Genomic DNA, 18,133 nt, shown 5'->3' with positions numbered 1-18,133 from the left:
TACATGTCAAGGAAAGGGAATAAGAAATCACATCAAGATTAGAATATACAACCTAGAGTATAAACATAGTCGACAAACGGCATCTCTACCAGACTGCGTTTACTCTCTACGCACCGATCTAAAGCGAATAAAATGCCCCAGATCGATGGTCTATTAAGTAGAAAACAGTAAGCAGAGAAAATAGATTCAGAATTAGAAATAATACGTAAGGTTTACTTCAACGTAATCATCGTTCATGAAAGAGGCCATTTTGTCGCGTGAATCACCTGTCTGAAGCTCCATTAACGCTTCTTGCAAAGAATCCGGGGCTTTATCCCCACCAAACCAGGTGCGTCCTTCCACAGCCAAAGCTAATGAATCACTCAGACGTTGACTATACTCCAAGCCCAACGTGTTTTCAGAACTGCTGGGATCAAGGATAAGACCCGCCAACAACTCGGTATCATCCACATCATTGAACGCTAATCGCCATCCCACAAACCAATCGTCCTCAAAGGTTGCAACTGGATCATCTTCACCACGGCTATCGTAGAGATACTCACCAATCCAGCCAAGATCCATAGCCGAATCAAAAATGCCGACTTGCGTATACTCAAATCCAGCCACAACAGCTTTATAATGGTGGTCGGATTCAACACCGCTGTCAGCTGAATAGTCAAAACCACTTCTGTAAATAGCCTCTAACTTAAAAAGCCAGGATTCATAGACATGCTGAACATCAAGCCCTAATTGAGTAATCACCGGATAATAGGGCTCTAGCTTAGGGTCTAACAAATTATTGTTAAACACCAATACAGGCTCCCTGCTTGTTCCCGAAAACAAGTAAACACCAACATCGGTATCATCTAAGGTCTGAACCCAACGCGCGGCCCAATCAATGCGTTTCTCTTCTTTCGATGACTCATATTGCGCAGCATCATTATCAATAGGAATAAAGGTTCTGAAGCGTCCGTCTTCTCCTGGAAAGTTCCTCTCTCTATGCCCTGCCAATAAGAACAAGTCCAAAATACCTGACTCGAATTCGATGGAAGTATTGATCATCGGCTGACCAAGCTTATCTTCCTGATCCAAGGAACTGGCTGCATCAGTCTGATTAATCACATCCACCAAATGTCTTGACTCGGTAACACCCCAAAAGACTTTGTGGATACCTGCACGCAACTCCCAACCTTCGCCGAGGTGATTCCAATAAGCCTTATTAAGATCAATTAAGTTTCTTTCAGGGTCATGTTGATCAACGCGTAATTTAGGCTCAACAATCAAAAAGTCGCTACCGGAATCTGCTTCATAAAAGAATTCTGCTTGATACTCTAACGCGAAATCCGATCGTTGCTGATCAGCATCACCTTCATGAGCAAAACCCCGCCACTGAGTAGTCACCTCATTAGTTAATTCATAAGAGCTAGCAACCTGAGGAAGCAACAAAGAAAGCGAGCCTAATAAAGGGACAAACGAGAAGGATCGGGTGGATAGAGTTCGGATCGAAGAAAACAAATTCTTGTACAAGAGAAACCCCAATAGTTATTAATTGTTCTTAGGTTGGGCTATCTTGAGAATTAATGATTGATATGTCAACTATATAGGCATCTGCTCTCTCCTATCAAAAACATTATCAAATCCATTTACGATACGCAAAAAATACTGTATACCTATACAAAACTGTATAAAAGGTCAGTTCATGATTAAGCTCACTAAACGCCAACAAGAAGTGCTAGAAGTGATTAAGAATCACATCGACGACACAGGCTATCCACCAACGCGTGCTGAAATTGCCAAGACACTGGGCTTCCGCTCAGCGAATGCAGCTGAAGAGCATCTAAAAGCCCTGGCCAAAAAGGGCGCCATTGAAATGATGCCGGGCACTTCACGTGGATTAAGAATCCCCGGTTATGAAGCCTCTGCATCCAATGATGAACCAGAACAACCTCAAGGCTTACCGGTTATCGGACGTGTGGCGGCAGGTTCACCAGTATTAGCAGAAGAACATGTGGATCATATTTGCCCGGTTCAACCTGAATTCTTTAATCCACCAGCGGATTACCTCTTAAGAGTTCAAGGTCTAAGTATGAAAAACGTAGGCATTCTGGACGGAGATTTATTGGCCGTTCACAAAACTCAGAATGTTCGGAACGGGCAAATTGTCGTGGCACGCATCGGAGATGATGTCACCGTGAAGCGCTTAGACAAAAAAGGCAATATTGTACGCCTGATTCCAGAAAATGAAGATCTGGAAGACATTATCATCGATACCACAGAAGAAGCGGTTTACATCGAAGGATTAGGTGTTGGCGTAATTCGTAATGGCGATTTGTAAGTTATTTGATCGACCACTGTAGGTTCTGAAGAAATCTCATCGGCCGACAATAAAAAGAGGATATTTGAATTCACTCAATATCCTCTTTTTTATTTCTAATTGAACCCGTGGAAGCTATCCACTAATAAGCACGATAATGCATCGGATCGCCAGAAATCGGACACTCAAAATCTAGCTCGACTAAATCCACCTGCATACGATCACGATCCGTATTTCCTGAAATATACTCATCACCAAGCACCGGATGGCCAATCTCTAGGAAATAACAGCAGATATCTTTCGCATCACCTTGCGATAAATAGACATCAAGGATTGTGCTATCAGTGTGTTCCACATACTTCACAAGTTCACAACGACCTTTCAGCGCGTAGTCTTCATCATTGATATCCAGTTCATTACTCCCTTCAATACAACCAGACACCTCCACTCGATACTTAAAACTGAATCCTTGATTCTCCTGAAGCTCCGTGAAGGCTGCCGCCGCACGACGGTGATGTACCAACAATAGAATGCCCTTTGAGTCATCTGCCAACTCATACATTAAGTACGCATCGCGCTCAGATTCAAAGGTTTGATCCGCGATTCTTAATAAAGAGAGATGATCACCAAACAACTCACCTTCGATTGGCATACCCGCCGGTTTCATCCACACACTGTACTGCAGTTGATCAGTTAATAATTCTGCTGGTAACGGTTTACGGTTTAGGTATTCCTGATCGTAATACACCTCAACCTTATCACCGATTTTGAGATCAGTTTGCGCTTTACGCAAACAACTTTTTTCTCCTTTACGCTCAAGGAATACAGCACCCTTGTTCATTGCATCTTTAATTTTTGATTTGGAAAGTTGATCAAAATGGCCCCATAAAAATTCCAGCGCATTCAAAGAATCTAGTTCAGAAACTTCCAACTCAACTTCAAAGTGCATAACCCTTTCCTTCCCGTATGTATTGCCCTCCGTTGTCGGAAAGGCCTTTAAGCTTAAATTGCCCGCATTCTACAACAAATACTAATCCAAAGAATGAAAATAACGAATCAACCGCTAATCAAATCATCTCTTAATCTAATAAACCAATACTCTCATCGAGCATGAATCGTAAGCGCTCACATTTTCACTTGCTATACTCTACTCAATTACGCAATAGTAGGTTCTGTCTGTTTAAAGAATAAAGAGAATTAGAGTGCCCATGGAAGATATTAACGCAATCATTTCCTATTGGTTTGGTGATTTAGATACTTCAGGTTTTGCACAGGATGAGCAAAAGCAAAAATGGTGGACAGGATCGAGTGAAGTCGACCTTGAGATAAGCCATCAATTTGGTCATCTGGTAGAAGAGGCACTTAAAAGAGGTCTGAAATCGTGGAAAAATACGGCGCAAGGCCGATTAGCCTTAATTCTCTTATTGGATCAATTTACTCGGAATATTTACCGCGGCACCGAAAGAGCCTTTTCCGGAGATCATCGTGCATTAAAGTTGTGCAAGCTCGGTTTATCAGAGAAAACTGATCTCGCCCTACCCATTGAGCATCGAGTTTTCTTCTACATGCCTCTGGAACACTCAGAGAACCTGGACGATCAAGAACTTTGCATTCGCATGTTCAGCTCTTTAAAGCGCGAAGTGCCCAAAGAAAAACAACAGGTCATTGATAATTATGTGGGTTTTGCAGAAGAACACAGAGACATCATTAAACGTTTTGGCCGATTTCCTCACAGAAACTCTGCATTAAATCGTACTAACACTAAGGAAGAGACAAATTATCTTGAGGGCCAGTTTTCCAGCTTTGGCCAATGACAAAGAATCAATGGCCAGCCACCCCAACAGCATCGAGTTTAACTCGGTAAACCTGATAAGGCGCATTTTGAGCAATATCTGACGGTAGTTTTCCCAACACTTGATGCAAAGCACTGCAGGTAATGTATAGGTAGCCGTCAGGCCCAAAACTCAAGCCATCAGGCCAACGTAACAGATCAGTTTTTAGTAGCGTCTGACGGTGTCCTTCCGCATCCATACGAATGATGGCCGAATGCTCAATGTCGGTCAGATATATACCACCTGCGGCATCCGTCGACATCCCGTCCGTCATAGTTTTTCGCCCTACGGCTTCGATAAAGCTTGCCAAAATTTTATCATTCGCCTTCCCATATTTAAGATGGCGAGTCGGAATCGAATACAAGAAATCACCGCTAACAGAGGCATAATACAGAGTCTCACCGTCACGACTTAAAGCAATGCCATCGACACCTGGGTTGATAGTAAACAATCCTGCAATGGTCATTTCACGACCTTGAACGATTGGTTCATAAGCCCCCGCTCGCACTGAAATATCATTTTCAAGAACTCGTCGAGCTTCTTTTCTATCAACATTATAAAAAACCAGTGCAGGAGTTTTAGCAAAGATACTGGCATCCGTAATATAGATGTAGTAACCGTCAGCACTGACTTGAAAGTCATTCGCATGAGATCCCACACCAAACACATCAGAATCAAAATCATATTGGTGAACCAAGGCTTTGGTATTGATATCAAAGGCTAACAATCTCGGTTGACCTACCCCGTGAACACCATTATCCAACACCCATAATCGATCTTGCTGATCGACACGAATAGACAAAACTTGCTGAAAGGCAAATTCCTGAGCACCTCCCGGTTGCCAACTAGGGTCAGGAAACGCTTTAGCTTCGCCATTCACCCACTCAACTACATTCATATCAGGATGCGCGTCCGGATGAAGACTCAAGAAGATTCGACCTTGTGACGTTACAGAAATATTTCCCGGCGGAGTATCCAGTGACGCAACCAGTTCAAGACTGGATTCGTCCAATAGCGGTTCGGAACTTAAGTCTGGGTAATGTTCGGATTCTGTGTATCTCAACCAGATACTCAGCAGCCCCACGAAAATCAGGGTTAACAATACAGCTAGCTTTTTCATACATCCTCTTACTTATTATAATTTCCATAACCCTTTATCGGACGGCTCAGATATTTCTCAAAGCTTATTTCTTCACACTACTTACTATTGCTATTTAGAGCGTTGGCCAAGCCAAATACTTTGGATGGCCTAACGAATTTAAATAAGCATCAAAATGTTCATGACAGAAATACTTGCCACTGCTCGGGTTTGCTATCAAATCATAGCTTTGTTTCTGATAGGTGAAGCTCAATCGCCAAGCATGTAAATAACCACGATCAATTTCAGGTCGTGCTTCGCTAGAAGCTGAAGAATTATGCTCAGCAGGCTTAGGGTAATAACGCGCGTCGCCCAAAATCGGAGCACCCAAGCTCTTCATCGCAACCCTAAGTTGGTGGGTTTTTCCCGTATGAGGTTTTAGCACAAAGAGACGTAATCCGGCAGGCTTTGACTGTTCATTTTCTTGGAAACAATCGGCGACACTGAAGCTAAAGAATTGAGTAATCGCAGGATTATCCGCCTTCTTAACCAGCATCCAACTACCGCCCCGGCCTTTCACCATATCTCCTTTAATTAGCCCCTGTTTCTTTTTGGGCTTTTTATCGGAGAGAGCAAGATAGTACTTAGACACTGCACGTTGTTGAAATAGACCACTTAACATCCGATTGGCGTCTTCAGTCTTTGCAAGAATCAACAAACCAGAAGTCATCTTATCCAAACGATGAACCAGGTAGAGTTTAGGGAGCTTTAGAAACTCCGCTAACCCTCCAACCAATCCTTGCTTTTGATCGTCCTTATGAACGCTCACACCTGCGGGTTTATTGATCACCAAAAAGTCCGCATGATCATAAACGATCTCAATCCTCGAAAAATCCATCACAGCGGATTCGGTCAAATTATTGATATCAGGCATATTACGCAGACTGCTTTCCTGCCAAGTGCTTCAATACCGCCAACAAATAATCCCAAAAGCGTGCAACAGAGGGGATGTTAACTCGCTCATCCGGTGAATGGGCGCCGGTAATGGTGGGACCAAAAGAAATCATGTCCCATTCAGGATATTTGGCCCCTAAGATACCGCACTCCAAACCTGCGTGAATGATTTGTGTACCCGGCACCTGATCAAACAAAGTTTGATAGACAGACTTCATTGACTTCAATAGCGAAGGATCTGAGCTTGGTGCCCAACCAGGATAAGCACCAGACGCTTCCACATCCGCACCAATGAGTTCGAAACAGCTTCGGATACGCTGAACCGCATTATCACGAGCATGATCTTTAAGACTGCGCGTCATAAATTTCAACGACACTAATTCATCTTCCAAAGTGACGATGCCCAAGTTACTGGACGTTTCCACCACTCCTTCGAAACGATCGCTGTTTCTAAGCACACCGTTTGGACAAGTCACAATGGCGTTTAGCAACCCGGTAACCGCTTGCATATCCATTGCCGATTGAGGCGTTTCGGTTGATTTGGTTCGGATCATTAAATCCGATTCCACATAATCGTATTCATCCGTAATGTATTCTGTGACTCGTTCAATAACCGATTGAAAAGCGCTTTCTTGGCCTTTAGGCAGCACAACGGTAGCAAAGGCTTCACGAGGAATGGCATTACGTAAAGTCCCTCCTTGCAATTCAGCAATGGAGATTTCACACGCTTTAGTGAGCGCCAATAAAACACGACTCAATAATTTATTAGCATTACCACGGCCTTTATGGATATCGATCCCTGAATGGCCACCTTTCAAACCAGTAACACTGAGTTCGTAGGCAACACAAGCCTCTGCATCCACCGGCACTTTAGCCACAGGCCAATTCACGGTCACATCAACACCGCCAGCACAGCCGACATACAGCTCGCCTTCCTCTTCAGTATCGAGGTTTAATAATACCTTGCTGTTGAACCACGACTCCTTTAACTCAAAAGCACCGGTCATACCGGCTTCTTCATCAACGGTCAGAAGCGCTTCTAATGGACCATGAACAATCCCCGAGTCCTCATCTGCAAACATCACAGCCAAGATAGCCGCCATGCCAATGCCATTATCTGCCCCTAAGGTCGTGCCTTTTGCAGTGACCCAATCGCCTTCAACATACGCCTGAATCGGGTCTTTGGTAAAATCGTGTGACGTAGTTGCATTCTTCTGAGGCACCATATCAATGTGGCTTTGCATCACCACAGACACTGCATTCTCATATCCGGCAGTCGCAGGTTTAGACAGCTTTACATTACCAACCTCATCACGTTCGGTGACTACATTGTGTTTCTTCGCTTCTTCGAGAATGTATTGAATTAAATCTTCTTCGTGCTTAGAAGGGTGCGGAATCGAACAAATTCGATCAAACTGCTGCCATACAGCGACGGGATTGAGATGAGAGATTGACATAAACACACTCCAAACACGGAAATACAAATACTTAAGGAAAATCAAACAGCGCAGAAAAGAATTTCAAGCGTCAAGCCGCCAGTATATCCAGCGTTTGAGAGGAGACCTAGTATAATTAGCATCAGCTTTGTTTAATTGGGTATCCCGAATAAGGCTTCACCGATTTCAACACCAAGTTGGACTTCAACCGCGCAACCCCCGGTAAACTGGCCAGCACTTTTCGATGAAGACACTCATAGGCTTCCGGGTCTTCAGCCGCCACCCGTAACATATAATCTGCATCTCCCGCCATTAGATGACATTCAATAATGTCATGACACGCAGCCGCAGCTTTTTCAAACTGATCTAACAAGGCTTCACTTTGCCCAGACAGGGTAACTTCCACAAATACTTCAATGCTGTATCCAAGTACCACTCTCGACAGGTTCGCAGAATAGCTCTCAATGATGCCCTCTTCTTCCAACTGGCGAATTCTTCGATGACAGGCTGACGTGGATAGCCCAACTCGTTCACCGATTTCTGCCACGGACAAAGTCGAGTCCTTCTGAAGAAGAGATAATATCCGACTATTCATCTTTTCCATGAAATAATTTCCCGAAAAATAACACTCATAAGAAAAATATTACCAACGCATTCAAAAATCAAAAATAAATTTCGAAAAAAATTCCACCACTTTTCATCCATAATTAATAGCAAGTGAGAGAAAAGAGCTTTATCAAGTGGCTAAGAAATCACAACAGTCTATTGATTTCAGACGCCCTCCTTAAAGCGCCTTTATAAGTACATAAATAAAAAAGGTTAGAGGTGAGTTATGTTAATCGGTGTACCTAAAGAAATTAAAAACCACGAATATCGTGTAGGGATGACACCTGAAAGTGTGGCAGAAGCCATTAATCATGGGCATACAGTGATTGTGGAGAAAAGCGCCGGCCTCGGCATAGGGGCATCCGATCAAGCTTATGAAGCAGCGGGTGCCACGATCATAGAGACAGCAGAGCAAGTATTTGCCAAAGCCGAAATGATCGTAAAAGTAAAAGAACCCCAAGCCATCGAACGCGCAAGACTCCAACCACATCAACTCCTCTTCACCTATCTTCACCTCGCTCCCGACCCCGATCAAACCAAAGACCTTGTCAATTCCGGTGCCACTTGCATCGCTTACGAAACCATTACCAGTCATACTGGCGCCCTTCCCTTACTGAAACCTATGAGCCAAGTCGCTGGCCGGATGTCCATCCAAGCAGGAGCCACAGCGCTAGAAAAATCCAAAGGCGGCAAAGGCCTGTTACTTGGCGGCGTTCCTGGAGTAAAACCCGCCAAGGTGGTTGTATTAGGTGGTGGCGTGGTTGGTTTTAATGCGGCTCAGATGGCGGTGGGCCTTCAGGCTGACGTCACCATTTTTGATAAGAACCCAAACACGTTAGAATCCCTTTCCAATTACTTTGGCAGCACAGCCAAAACCTTATACAGCACTCAAGCGTCATTGGAAGAAGCATTACTCACGGCGGATCTCGTGATCGGCGCAGTACTGATCCCTGGCGCCGCAGCACCTAAGTTAGTCACACGTGAAATGATCAGCAAAATGGAACCAGGAACTGTCGTGGTGGATGTTGCCATTGATCAAGGCGGCTGCTTCGAAACGTCAAAAGCGACCACCCACGCAGAACCAACCTATGTCGTAGATGACGTGGTTCACTATTGCGTTGCCAACATGCCAGGTGGTGTAGCAAGAACCTCGACGTACGCACTTAACAACGCCACTCTGCCATTCATTTTGGCTTTAGCAGATAAGGGCTGGAAAGCTGCTCTGAAAGATGATGACCATCTTCTTAATGGATTAAATGTCTGGGATGGCAAAGTCACCAATCAACCAGTGGCAGAAGCCTTGGGTTATGACTTTGTTCCACCGGAACAAGCGCTTTCTTAATTCAAATATAACCGAATCACGGGGACGTAATGTTCCCGTTTTTTATTCTCCTTCACAAATTGTTTACTTTGTTCTTATCTCTAAATTTTCCACTAAGCTACTCGACTGCCTTCCCTCTAAAAGAACTGAACTGAGTAACAGCTTTTCTAAAGAAAAAGTTATACTCTGTTGCCTATTGGAATTAGGGAAGTATGAGGACATCATCATGGAGTGGATGGAATTTATCGTCGGTATATTGAATGCAATTGCATGGCCTGCGGCAGTTCTTGTCGTGATCTTTGCGTTCAAACGCCAACTGGTGTTAATCGCACCTTTTACAAAGAAGCTCAAGTTCAAAGACTTTGAGGTTGAATTCAGCAACGATATCGATCAGTTGGTAGAGAAAGCACAGACCGCGTTCCCTGAGCTCAAGTCCGACCCTAAAATCCGATTGATCAGTTCTGCCCGGCATTTACCCAACAGTTGCATTCTTGAAGCCTGGGATCAACTTCATCAAGAAACACGTAATTTAACGCAAGCCCACTTTCCTGAAGCCAATTTCAGTGAAGATACACCCTACAAAGACACTGAAATTTTCCTCACCCAAGAGGAAGTTCTCGATCAGAGAAAAAGTAAACTGTTTAACGAACTTAGACGACTCAGAAATAAAATCGCTCATGCCGAAGGCTATGAAGTGGGGGGTCAGGAAGCCATTCAATACATAGAACTTTGCTATCGCCTGATCGACTTTTTAAAAGACCTCAACAAAACGTTAAGCGAATCTTCTGCGGCTCTTGAAGCGTCAGTTGAAAACTAAGCTTTTGATTCATTCGTAATCGTCTAAAAGATAGGAGTGCTGTTATGTATGCTGTCATTTTCAGAGCCACCGTCAATCAACTCGACCCTCAATACTCAGAAATGGCGGCTAAACTCCGTGACATCGCAATGAAGGAATATGGCTGTACAGAATTTGTAAGCCTTACCGAAAACGACCAAGAGATTGCCATTTCGTATTGGCCTGACGAAGTTGCTATTCGCAACTGGAAACAACAATCCGACCACCTCATTGCGCAAACCTTTGGACAAAAGAAATGGTACAGCCACTACCAAGTAGAAGTAGTGGAAATTAAACGTTCGTATTCTATGGCCTAAGAAGAGAGACATTTCTACAGAGGATCTTTAACACCTAAGCTATTTACTAGCTATTCTTATTGAACCGTGACCACTCAATCACAAAGGGATTTGAACATGCGTCTAATCATTGGTAACAAGAACTATTCTTCCTGGTCACTCAGACCCTGGCTGTTAATGAAACACGCCGGCTTAAAGTTTGAAGAAATTCGAATTCCTTTATTCACTGAATCAACCAAGTATCAATTGGCTGAGTATTCCCCGTCAATGAAAGTACCAGTCCTGATAGATCAAGGGGAAACCATATGGGATTCACTGGCTATTATGGAATACATCTCTGAACGCTACATGAAGAATCAGGGGTGGCCAGAAGATCTAATGATTCGTGCTGTAGGCCGCTCCGCCGCTGCCGAGATGCACTCAGGTTTCTTTGCTTTACGTAATGAGTTACCGATGAATTGTCGTGCGGACTTGAAACTGCCGTTATCTTCGGAAGTTCGTAACGAAGTGGATCGAATTGAAGCCATTTGGACAGAGCTACGGGAAGAGTTCCGATCTTACGGCCCATGGCTATTAGGTCAATTCAGTATTGCCGATGCGATGTTTGCGCCTGTCGTTATTCGGTTCAGCACCTACCAAGTGGATCTCAATGAACTGTGTGAAGATTACATGGATCATGTATTGTCTGATCCTTATCTCGAACAGTGGTTAAGAGAAGGCCGAGAAGAACCAGAAATTATCGAAGCCGCAGAAATCAATTTCAGATCCACAGAATAATTTCATTTCCATGACATTCGTGTTAATTTTTAATTAACTGCTCGCGGATCACGATATTTGATCTAGTATAAAGACTCGATGAGTTATTTCTTGTTATTCATCGGACATAGTGTTTTCAACAGGCCTCACCGAAAGGTGGGGCCTTTCCTTTTTCAAGAGAGAGTAAAATTTATTTACTCTTGTTCAGTTTTGTAGATTTCAAAACCTCTCGCTTGGTAGTTCTTCAAGGCATTTGGGTGATCCAAGGTACAGGTATGAACCCAAACCCGCTTGGTTCCATCCCAATTCCACGCAGTATCAATGGCATGACTCAATAAGAAGCCCCCCATCCCTTTACCAATAAACTGAGGTGACAAGCCAAAGTACAAAATTTCTACGCTGTTTTCCTCTCGTAACAGCTCAAAATAACCCGCAATCGCCCCTTGATAATACGCTACCCAGGTTTGGTGCAGATCGGATTCAACCAGCTGCTGCCATTGTTGATCACTCCAGCTAAGCTTGTCCGTCCATTCCCAAGTGTCTCCTATCAATTGATAAAGAAAACGATTGTATTGAAACTGCGGTATCTCAACTTTTTTAATATCCAATCCCGCAACCGGAGCTTTAGCTATTAGGCTCTCGGGAGAAGTCATTTCCAAATAATAGGTGATCACTTGTTCGGTTGGTTCTGCACTCATACAGCTACACTCATACAACTATTCTCATTTCAATGTTTGGGCTTGATGTCGAAGTGATGTGTGATAGCTCTTAACAGCTTTCCAATCAACAGTTCTTATCACTAAAGAATCAGAACCTCTCCGTACGCCAATTAATGGTGAGATTATATTCTCTGCCCCCGACACGTCAAAAACCTTAATAATGAAATCCAAAGCTATACTTACACAATGACTATTAGCGTATTCGATCTGTTTAAAATTGGTGTCGGGCCTTCCAGCTCTCATACGGTGGGGCCGATGATGGCTGCCCGACGATTTTTACTCCACCTTGACGGGCTAGGACTGCTGGATAAGACAACCCGTGTTCTCACGCATCTTCACGGTTCTCTGGCGCATACAGGAAAAGGACACGCAACCAGCTCCGCCATCCTAATGGGGCTGCAAGGCGAAATACCATCAGACATTGATGCGCCCAAAATTCCAGATATGATCAAAGACATCATTCGCTCAAGACGCATGATGTTACTTCACAAAAAGAGCATTGAGTTTATTCGAAAGCGCGATGTGATTTTTGATTATCAACACACTCTCCCTCAGCACCCCAACGGCATGACCTTCCGAGCCTTTGATGAAAATGGTCTGGTAATTAAACAGCGTCAATACTTCTCGATTGGCGGTGGTTTTGTGTTATCCGAAGATGAAATAAAAGACTTTTCAAATAGCCAAAACACACATATTTCATCACAAAACTTAACCTTCAATTCCGCCGATGAATTACTAGCACTCTGCATGCAACATCACATGACAATCGCCGAATTGGTTCAGCATAATGAAAATATCTTGCGTCCAGAAGAAGACACTCGACAAGGCATCCTGGACATCTGGCAAGTGATGGAAGACTGCATACACTCAGGATGTACCGAAACCGGCGAATTACCTGGCGGCTTACACGTCAAACGCAGAGCTAACAAACTATACTCTGCACTCATCAAACGAACTAACGCTTCGGAATCACCACTGATAGAGCGTCCTGAGCACTCTATGCCACAAGATCTTGCCGTTATGGACTGGGTAAATCTCTATGCCCTCGCCGTTAATGAACAAAACGCGGCAGGTGGACGCGTCGTCACAGCACCGACCAACGGTGCAGCAGGTGTAATTCCCGCTGTACTGGCGTATTACGTGCACTTTGTAAATCCTCAACAATCACTGTCGAAAGAGCAAGGCATCGTCAACTTCTTACTGACCGCAACAGCCATCGGTACGCTATTTAAACAAAACGCCTCAATATCGGCGGCTGAAGTCGGCTGCCAGGGAGAAGTCGGTGTCGCCTGCTCGATGGCTGCCGCCGGACTAACCGCCGTACTGGGTGGAAGCAATGATCATATTGAAAACGCCGCTGAAATAGGCATGGAACATAACTTAGGACTCACCTGTGACCCCATTAAAGGGTTGGTCCAAATTCCCTGTATTGAACGAAATACCATGGGCGCTATCCAAGCCATTAATGCCTCTCGCCTCGCTCTGATAGGCGATGGCAGTCATAAAGTCTCCTTGGATCAAGTCATTGAGACCATGCGACAAACCGGTAAAGACATGCAAGAGAAATACAAGGAAACCTCTCAAGGAGGGCTGGCTGTAAGCTTTATTGAATGCTGATCAGTAGTGAAAGAACCCTGACCTTGTAATCAAATCAACTCTACCGCCATAATGAAACATCACCTTCCATAAAAAGGATTCTCATGAGACTGCCCAAGCTAACGGATCGTATGTCGCAATTGATCGGCACACCAAGCGTCAGTTGTACTCACCCTGATATCGACATGAGCAATTTACCCGTCATCGAGTTGCTCGCAGACTGGTTTCAACAGCTTGGTTTTAATGTAGAGATTCAACATCTGGAAGGAATGCCAGGCAAAGCCAATCTCATCGCCACTTTAGGGCAAGGCCCTGGCGGTTTGGTGTTGTCCGGTCATACCGATACCGTGCCCTTCAATGAATCCCGCTGGCAGTCAGATCCTCTAAGACTCACAGAAAAAGACAATAAGCTCTACGGTTTGGGCACTTGCGATATGAAAGGCTTCTTTTCAGTCGTCATTGAATCATTGATCCCCTACCTCGACCAACCACTCAAACAGCCTCTGATTATTCTCGCCACCGCCGATGAAGAAAGTTCCATGAGTGGTGCCAGAGCCTTGGCGCAACAAGGTTTCCCAAAAGCACGTTATGCCATCATTGGAGAGCCAACGGGTTTGAAGCCTATTCATATGCACAAAGGCATTATGATGGAGGTCATTCGGATTCAAGGGAAAGCCGGACACAGCTCAAACCCAGCATTAGGCAATAATGCTCTGGATGCCATGCACGATGTTATGGGAGAACTTAAAACATTTAGAAAAGAGTTGGCTCAGAAATATCAAAATGCCGACTTCGAAGTGTCCGTTCCGACCTTAAACTTAGGGTGCATACATGGTGGTGATAATCCCAATCGAATCTGCGGCAGCTGTGAACTGCAATACGATTTAAGAGCTCTGCCAGGCATGAACAACGATGACCTCAGGACCGAGATTCAACAACGATTAAAACCTCTCGCTGAAACCCATCAAGTCGAATTGTCTGCTGAAGCCATCTTTGAAGGTGTACCTTCGTTTGCTACGGAGAAGAACAGCCCCATCGTCACCTTAGCAGAACAACTGACAGGTCATACCTCAGAGGCCGTCGCTTTTGCCACCGAAGCTCCGTTTTTGCAACAAATGGGCATGGAGACCATCGTCCTCGGCCCGGGTTCAATTGACCAAGCACATCAACCCGACGAATTTATGGCATTAGATCAAATTGATCCTATGGTTTCTATTCTGAGAAAGATGATTGAACACTGTTGCTTATAAACTGTCAGGTATCCATCTATGTCAGACAAGTCAAAAAAGAAGAAAGTAAGAAAAGACAGTCAACTACTGATTCGAATAAGCAGTGAAGAAAGAGAAGCCTTTATTCAACGATGTGAAGAATTGGAAACAAGCGCCGCGAAAGAAATCAGGCGCTTTATTAAGGAATTTATGGACTCACATCCAAAGTCTTAATTCTCTGTACGGTATTAGTTAACCACTACAGACCTTACTAAAAAACTGCGATCTCAGTTCAGGATGCTTGGTTTAATGATCCAGGGAAACCTTGTTTTTGAATATTACGAACTCTGGCTTTCACCGAGGCCGCTTCATCTTCAGAGGCCGCTTCAAATAACACGTCCGCTTCAGACTGTAACTCAGGATACTGACACGCCAACTCGTAAAATCCGTTGTACGCCCAAGCTCGGACAAACTTATTGATTTCAGACAAGCAGCCTCGAATGAAGTCTTCCACCGAATCTTTATAATATTCAGGTATCACGACATAAGGCAAAATCTGCAACACATGCAGTTTGGCTTCCCAATTTTGCAAATGATTGAGTTGATCAAATACATGTGCAACTTGTTCAGAGGTAAATACGTTTTTCCGTTCCAAATGATGCTTAATCAACCAAGTTGTAATGCGATGAATTTCTTCATCACCGTTGAGAGATTCAATCAACCGATTTTCAAAATCAGGTTGGTCCGACAGAGCAGAATATAGTTCCGACAAATCAGCCGATGTTTTATCCGTCCAACGTCGCAGAGTCAGTGGAAAGTCCATAAATTACCTCATTATTTTTTAAGCATCAGGCACAGCTCGTTCATTTGTAATCCATGGACAGAGTCCGCACATCCCGCGCTCAAAAAATAATTTGGACGAAGGGTGTTCGTAACGTCTATCAATGCCTAGAAACACTTAATGCTGCTATCAATCCTTGAAAATTCAATAAATTACGATTGTGGTGTTATTTAAATAATATAGCTGACAGCCGAACTAGCCTGGGAACCTTCGAACATGAGTAATTTATCGAGCCAAACATCCTATCGAAAAGCCTTATGTAAATATGTAAGAGAATCGCTTAAAACGACAGTAGAAAATCCCTATCAAAATAAAATTTCTTCACAAGAAACTCTATTTGTATTTTCCTAAAAGTTACACCTTCTGATCAATCTGTGCTGTTCAGCAACTGAGAATAAGACGGTAACAATTAATGAATTCTCGAATTAAATCGAGGATAATCAGACAATTCCCGCTTTAAACAAAGCACACTGCCTTTATTTTATTCGCCACCAACAGAGCATACTTATGAGCCAATATTGGAGCCCCCTAGTCAAATCGTTAACCCCGTATGTTCCGGGTGAACAGCCAAAAATTACAAACCTTATCAAGCTGAACACTAACGAAAATCCATACGGTCCTTCACCAAAAGTACTAGAAGCTATCCGTTCAGTTGCTGATGACAATCTACGACTCTACCCAGATCCAAACGCAGACCAACTTAAGCAAACCATCGCTGATTATCATAAGGTGAATAAATCAGAAGTGTTCGTTGGCAACGGTTCAGATGAAGTTATTGCGATTGCGTTTCAGGCTCTGCTCAAACAAGCTCATCCTATTCTCTTTCCAGACATCACTTACAGCTTCTACCCGGTGTGGAGTGACATGTATGAAGTGACGTATAACACAGTGCCTGTGACTGACTCATTCGAGATCGATATTCAATCCTTCAACCAGAAAAACGGTGGGATTATCTTCCCGAACCCCAACGCACCGACAGGACGTTTATTGGCACTTGAAAACATCAAAGCGCTTTTGGAAATGAACACAGAATCCGTGGTAGTTGTGGACGAAGCCTACATTGATTTTGGCGGCACCAGCGCCATTGAGCTCGTGAAGGACTATCCAAACCTGTTAGTGATTCAAACCTTGTCGAAATCACGTTCCCTAGCGGGGATGCGAGTGGGCTTTGCCATCGGACATGCAGACTTAATCGAAGGCATGGAGCGTGTCAAAAATAGTTTCAACTCATACCCTTTAGACAAGCCAGCACAAGCTGCAGCTACCGCCTCCTTCTTGGATGAAGCCTATTTTCAGGGCTGCTGCACTAAGGTGATTGCTTCACGCGACCAGTTAACCCAGGAATTAACGCAACTGAATTTTGAGGTATTACCTTCGGCTGCTAACTTTGTGTTTGCCAAGCACTCAACAGAAGATGCAGAAGCCTTGGCTCAACAACTGCGTGATCGTTCAATCATTGTTCGTTACTTTAACAAGCCTAAGATTGATCAATACCTTCGTATCAGTATTGGTACTCAAGAGGAATGCGACAGTCTAGTCACCGCATTGAAAGAGATATTGAAGTAAATCGTCTAAGAACACGACAATTAAGAAGCTCATTTCTTTAGTCTAAAAACAATCCTGAAGCCAACAGATGGCTTCAGGATTTTCACTCATAAAAAGACTCAAAACGGCCATTGCTGAAATACTTTGATCCATAAGGTATATGCAATCGCCCACATCATTACACACACCAGCGTATCAAGAATCATCCAGGATTTTGGTTTTTCAAAAAATGGCGCCAAGACACTCGCACCGTAACTCAAACTGAAAAACCACAGAACAGAAGATAACGTAGCCCCAGCCGCAAACCACCAACGGTCAGGAATGGCATATTGGCCACCAACACTGCCAATAAGAACCACGGTATCAAGATACACATGAGGGTTCAGCAAACTGATCGAAGCCGTAACTACAACCGCCTGCCCCAACGATTTTAATCCTCGCGCTTCCGCTTTGAGCTGACCACCTGAAAAAGCCGACAACAAAGCTCTCGCCCCATAGCCCGTTAGAAAGATGGCGCCTAATAATGCAATCAACCACATTGCCATTGGGTTACTGGAAATCAACACCCCCATGCCTGCAACTCCAGCAAAAATAAGCAAGGCATCCAAAGAACAACAGACTGTCGCGATTTCAAAGTTGTATTGCTTGCGCATTCCCTGAGCCAGCACGAACGCATTTTGCGCGCCAATCGCCATAATCAAAGCAATACTGGTCGCCATACCCGTAGTAAAAGCGACATAGTTTTCAACGGAAAACAGTGTCATTAAGATTAAGCTCCATTCATAAATATAAGAAGAGATAGAAAGTAGTGGCGTAC

General features: G+C 44.0%; 19 protein-coding genes. 10 read left to right on the top strand and 9 right to left on the bottom strand.

Annotation, left to right across the window (positions count from 1 at the left end; all coding sequences use genetic code 11):
* Nucleotides 1-192: 192 nt before the first annotated feature.
* The gene (locus tag ACFOEK_RS01180; protein ID WP_386714926.1) at nt 193-1,506 is read right to left on the bottom strand and encodes a hypothetical protein; all 1,314 of its coding nucleotides are present in this window, start codon (nt 1,504-1,506) and stop codon (nt 193-195) included.
* A gap of 172 nt (nt 1,507-1,678) precedes the next feature.
* Between ACFOEK_RS01180 and lexA the strand changes: the two genes are divergently transcribed.
* Complete coding sequence (gene lexA, locus ACFOEK_RS01175; RefSeq protein ID WP_386714923.1) at nt 1,679-2,314, top strand: transcriptional repressor LexA; 636 nt, start codon at nt 1,679-1,681, stop codon at nt 2,312-2,314.
* Between the two features lie 121 nt (nt 2,315-2,435).
* Here the strand turns inward: lexA and ACFOEK_RS01170 are convergent, their stop codons facing one another.
* The gene (locus ACFOEK_RS01170; protein ID WP_386714920.1) at nt 2,436-3,242 is read right to left on the bottom strand and encodes a hypothetical protein; all 807 of its coding nucleotides are present in this window, start codon (nt 3,240-3,242) and stop codon (nt 2,436-2,438) included.
* Between the two features lie 259 nt (nt 3,243-3,501).
* Between ACFOEK_RS01170 and ACFOEK_RS01165 the strand changes: the two genes are divergently transcribed.
* Nucleotides 3,502-4,107, top strand: a complete 606-nt coding sequence (locus tag ACFOEK_RS01165; protein ID WP_386714917.1) for a DUF924 family protein — start codon at nt 3,502-3,504, stop codon at nt 4,105-4,107.
* A 7-nt stretch (nt 4,108-4,114) separates the two neighbouring features.
* On the opposite strand, the gene ACFOEK_RS01160 is transcribed toward ACFOEK_RS01165, so the two are convergent.
* The 4 genes from ACFOEK_RS01160 to ACFOEK_RS01145 all read right to left on the bottom strand — a co-directional run bounded on the left by ACFOEK_RS01160 (nt 4,115) and on the right by ACFOEK_RS01145 (nt 8,197).
* Nucleotides 4,115-5,245 carry an SMP-30/gluconolactonase/LRE family protein gene (locus ACFOEK_RS01160; protein ID WP_386714915.1) on the bottom strand — a complete coding sequence of 377 codons (1,131 nt, stop codon included), beginning with the start codon at nt 5,243-5,245 and terminating at the stop codon, nt 4,115-4,117.
* Between the two features lie 94 nt (nt 5,246-5,339).
* Nucleotides 5,340-6,137 (bottom strand): TIGR01621 family pseudouridine synthase, encoded by a 798-nt coding sequence (locus ACFOEK_RS01155; protein ID WP_386714912.1) that lies wholly within the window; start codon nt 6,135-6,137, stop codon nt 5,340-5,342.
* Nucleotide 6,138: 1 nt separating this feature from the next.
* Entirely contained in the window at nt 6,139-7,614 is a 1,476-nt protein-coding gene (locus ACFOEK_RS01150; RefSeq protein ID WP_386714909.1) for an aminoacyl-histidine dipeptidase, read from the bottom strand.
* 121 nt (nt 7,615-7,735) lie between these two features.
* On the bottom strand, nt 7,736-8,197 hold the full coding sequence (locus ACFOEK_RS01145) for an Lrp/AsnC family transcriptional regulator (RefSeq protein ID WP_386714906.1): 462 nt from the start codon (nt 8,195-8,197) through the stop codon (nt 7,736-7,738).
* A gap of 228 nt (nt 8,198-8,425) precedes the next feature.
* Between ACFOEK_RS01145 and ald the strand changes: the two genes are divergently transcribed.
* The 4 genes from ald to ACFOEK_RS01125 all read left to right on the top strand — a co-directional run bounded on the left by ald (nt 8,426) and on the right by ACFOEK_RS01125 (nt 11,428).
* The gene (gene ald, locus ACFOEK_RS01140) at nt 8,426-9,541 is read left to right on the top strand and encodes an alanine dehydrogenase (RefSeq protein WP_386714903.1); all 1,116 of its coding nucleotides are present in this window, start codon (nt 8,426-8,428) and stop codon (nt 9,539-9,541) included.
* A gap of 205 nt (nt 9,542-9,746) precedes the next feature.
* Nucleotides 9,747-10,337 (top strand): hypothetical protein, encoded by a 591-nt coding sequence (locus tag ACFOEK_RS01135; RefSeq protein ID WP_386714900.1) that lies wholly within the window; start codon nt 9,747-9,749, stop codon nt 10,335-10,337.
* A 44-nt stretch (nt 10,338-10,381) separates the two neighbouring features.
* Nucleotides 10,382-10,672: an antibiotic biosynthesis monooxygenase family protein gene (locus ACFOEK_RS01130; RefSeq protein WP_386714897.1), complete on the top strand. Its 291-nt coding sequence runs from the start codon at nt 10,382-10,384 to the stop codon at nt 10,670-10,672.
* Between the two features lie 96 nt (nt 10,673-10,768).
* Nucleotides 10,769-11,428 (top strand): glutathione S-transferase family protein, encoded by a 660-nt coding sequence (locus ACFOEK_RS01125; RefSeq protein ID WP_386714895.1) that lies wholly within the window; start codon nt 10,769-10,771, stop codon nt 11,426-11,428.
* Between the two features lie 173 nt (nt 11,429-11,601).
* Here ACFOEK_RS01125 and ACFOEK_RS01120 read toward each other — a convergent pair whose 3' ends face one another.
* Nucleotides 11,602-12,105 (bottom strand): GNAT family N-acetyltransferase, encoded by a 504-nt coding sequence (locus ACFOEK_RS01120; protein ID WP_386714892.1) that lies wholly within the window; start codon nt 12,103-12,105, stop codon nt 11,602-11,604.
* A 207-nt stretch (nt 12,106-12,312) separates the two neighbouring features.
* Here ACFOEK_RS01120 and ACFOEK_RS01115 point away from each other — a divergent pair, with 207 nt between their 5' ends.
* The 3 genes from ACFOEK_RS01115 to ACFOEK_RS01105 all read left to right on the top strand — a co-directional run bounded on the left by ACFOEK_RS01115 (nt 12,313) and on the right by ACFOEK_RS01105 (nt 15,164).
* Entirely contained in the window at nt 12,313-13,743 is a 1,431-nt protein-coding gene (locus tag ACFOEK_RS01115) for an L-serine ammonia-lyase (RefSeq protein WP_386714889.1), read from the top strand.
* Between the two features lie 83 nt (nt 13,744-13,826).
* Nucleotides 13,827-14,972, top strand: a complete 1,146-nt coding sequence (argE, locus tag ACFOEK_RS01110; protein WP_386714886.1) for an acetylornithine deacetylase — start codon at nt 13,827-13,829, stop codon at nt 14,970-14,972.
* Between the two features lie 18 nt (nt 14,973-14,990).
* A complete protein-coding gene (locus ACFOEK_RS01105; protein WP_386714883.1) occupies nt 14,991-15,164 on the top strand; it encodes a hypothetical protein in 174 nt (57 codons plus the stop codon).
* Nucleotides 15,165-15,222: 58 nt separating this feature from the next.
* On the opposite strand, the gene ACFOEK_RS01100 is transcribed toward ACFOEK_RS01105, so the two are convergent.
* Nucleotides 15,223-15,753, bottom strand: a complete 531-nt coding sequence (locus ACFOEK_RS01100; RefSeq protein ID WP_386714880.1) for a hypothetical protein — start codon at nt 15,751-15,753, stop codon at nt 15,223-15,225.
* A gap of 525 nt (nt 15,754-16,278) precedes the next feature.
* Here ACFOEK_RS01100 and hisC point away from each other — a divergent pair.
* Complete coding sequence (hisC, locus tag ACFOEK_RS01095; protein ID WP_386714878.1) at nt 16,279-17,337, top strand: histidinol-phosphate transaminase; 1,059 nt, start codon at nt 16,279-16,281, stop codon at nt 17,335-17,337.
* 98 nt (nt 17,338-17,435) lie between these two features.
* Here hisC and ACFOEK_RS01090 read toward each other — a convergent pair whose 3' ends face one another.
* A complete protein-coding gene (locus tag ACFOEK_RS01090) occupies nt 17,436-18,080 on the bottom strand; it encodes a LysE/ArgO family amino acid transporter (protein WP_386714875.1) in 645 nt (214 codons plus the stop codon).
* Nucleotides 18,081-18,133 lie beyond the last annotated feature (53 nt).

Source organism: Litoribrevibacter euphylliae, from assembly GCF_042646085.1.
In the GTDB taxonomy this organism is placed as follows: Bacteria; Pseudomonadota; Gammaproteobacteria; order Pseudomonadales; family Litoribrevibacteraceae; genus Litoribrevibacter; species Litoribrevibacter euphylliae.
The sequence above is the reverse complement of the archived record's forward strand: the minus strand, read 5'-3'. Positions and strand labels throughout refer to the sequence as shown.

What these genes read in the sequence shown, in the direction of transcription:
- ACFOEK_RS01170 (WP_386714920.1), bottom strand. Translation starts at nt 3,242, where the DNA reads ATGCACTTTGAAGTTGAGTTGGAAGTTTCTGAACTAGATTCTTTGAAT.
- ACFOEK_RS01135 (WP_386714900.1), top strand. Translation starts at nt 9,747, where the DNA reads ATGGAGTGGATGGAATTTATCGTCGGTATATTGAATGCAATTGCATGG.
- hisC (WP_386714878.1), top strand. Translation starts at nt 16,279, where the DNA reads ATGAGCCAATATTGGAGCCCCCTAGTCAAATCGTTAACCCCGTATGTT.
- ACFOEK_RS01100 (WP_386714880.1), bottom strand. Translation starts at nt 15,753, where the DNA reads ATGGACTTTCCACTGACTCTGCGACGTTGGACGGATAAAACATCGGCT.
- ACFOEK_RS01130 (WP_386714897.1), top strand. Translation starts at nt 10,382, where the DNA reads ATGTATGCTGTCATTTTCAGAGCCACCGTCAATCAACTCGACCCTCAA.
- ACFOEK_RS01160 (WP_386714915.1), bottom strand. Translation starts at nt 5,245, where the DNA reads ATGAAAAAGCTAGCTGTATTGTTAACCCTGATTTTCGTGGGGCTGCTG.
- ACFOEK_RS01165 (WP_386714917.1), top strand. Translation starts at nt 3,502, where the DNA reads ATGGAAGATATTAACGCAATCATTTCCTATTGGTTTGGTGATTTAGAT.
- ACFOEK_RS01145 (WP_386714906.1), bottom strand. Translation starts at nt 8,197, where the DNA reads ATGGAAAAGATGAATAGTCGGATATTATCTCTTCTTCAGAAGGACTCG.
- ACFOEK_RS01105 (WP_386714883.1), top strand. Translation starts at nt 14,991, where the DNA reads ATGTCAGACAAGTCAAAAAAGAAGAAAGTAAGAAAAGACAGTCAACTA.
- ACFOEK_RS01115 (WP_386714889.1), top strand. Translation starts at nt 12,313, where the DNA reads ATGACTATTAGCGTATTCGATCTGTTTAAAATTGGTGTCGGGCCTTCC.
- ACFOEK_RS01125 (WP_386714895.1), top strand. Translation starts at nt 10,769, where the DNA reads ATGCGTCTAATCATTGGTAACAAGAACTATTCTTCCTGGTCACTCAGA.
- ACFOEK_RS01120 (WP_386714892.1), bottom strand. Translation starts at nt 12,105, where the DNA reads ATGAGTGCAGAACCAACCGAACAAGTGATCACCTATTATTTGGAAATG.
- lexA (WP_386714923.1), top strand. Translation starts at nt 1,679, where the DNA reads ATGATTAAGCTCACTAAACGCCAACAAGAAGTGCTAGAAGTGATTAAG.
- argE (WP_386714886.1), top strand. Translation starts at nt 13,827, where the DNA reads ATGAGACTGCCCAAGCTAACGGATCGTATGTCGCAATTGATCGGCACA.
- ald (WP_386714903.1), top strand. Translation starts at nt 8,426, where the DNA reads ATGTTAATCGGTGTACCTAAAGAAATTAAAAACCACGAATATCGTGTA.
- ACFOEK_RS01150 (WP_386714909.1), bottom strand. Translation starts at nt 7,614, where the DNA reads ATGTCAATCTCTCATCTCAATCCCGTCGCTGTATGGCAGCAGTTTGAT.
- ACFOEK_RS01090 (WP_386714875.1), bottom strand. Translation starts at nt 18,080, where the DNA reads ATGACACTGTTTTCCGTTGAAAACTATGTCGCTTTTACTACGGGTATG.
- ACFOEK_RS01155 (WP_386714912.1), bottom strand. Translation starts at nt 6,137, where the DNA reads ATGCCTGATATCAATAATTTGACCGAATCCGCTGTGATGGATTTTTCG.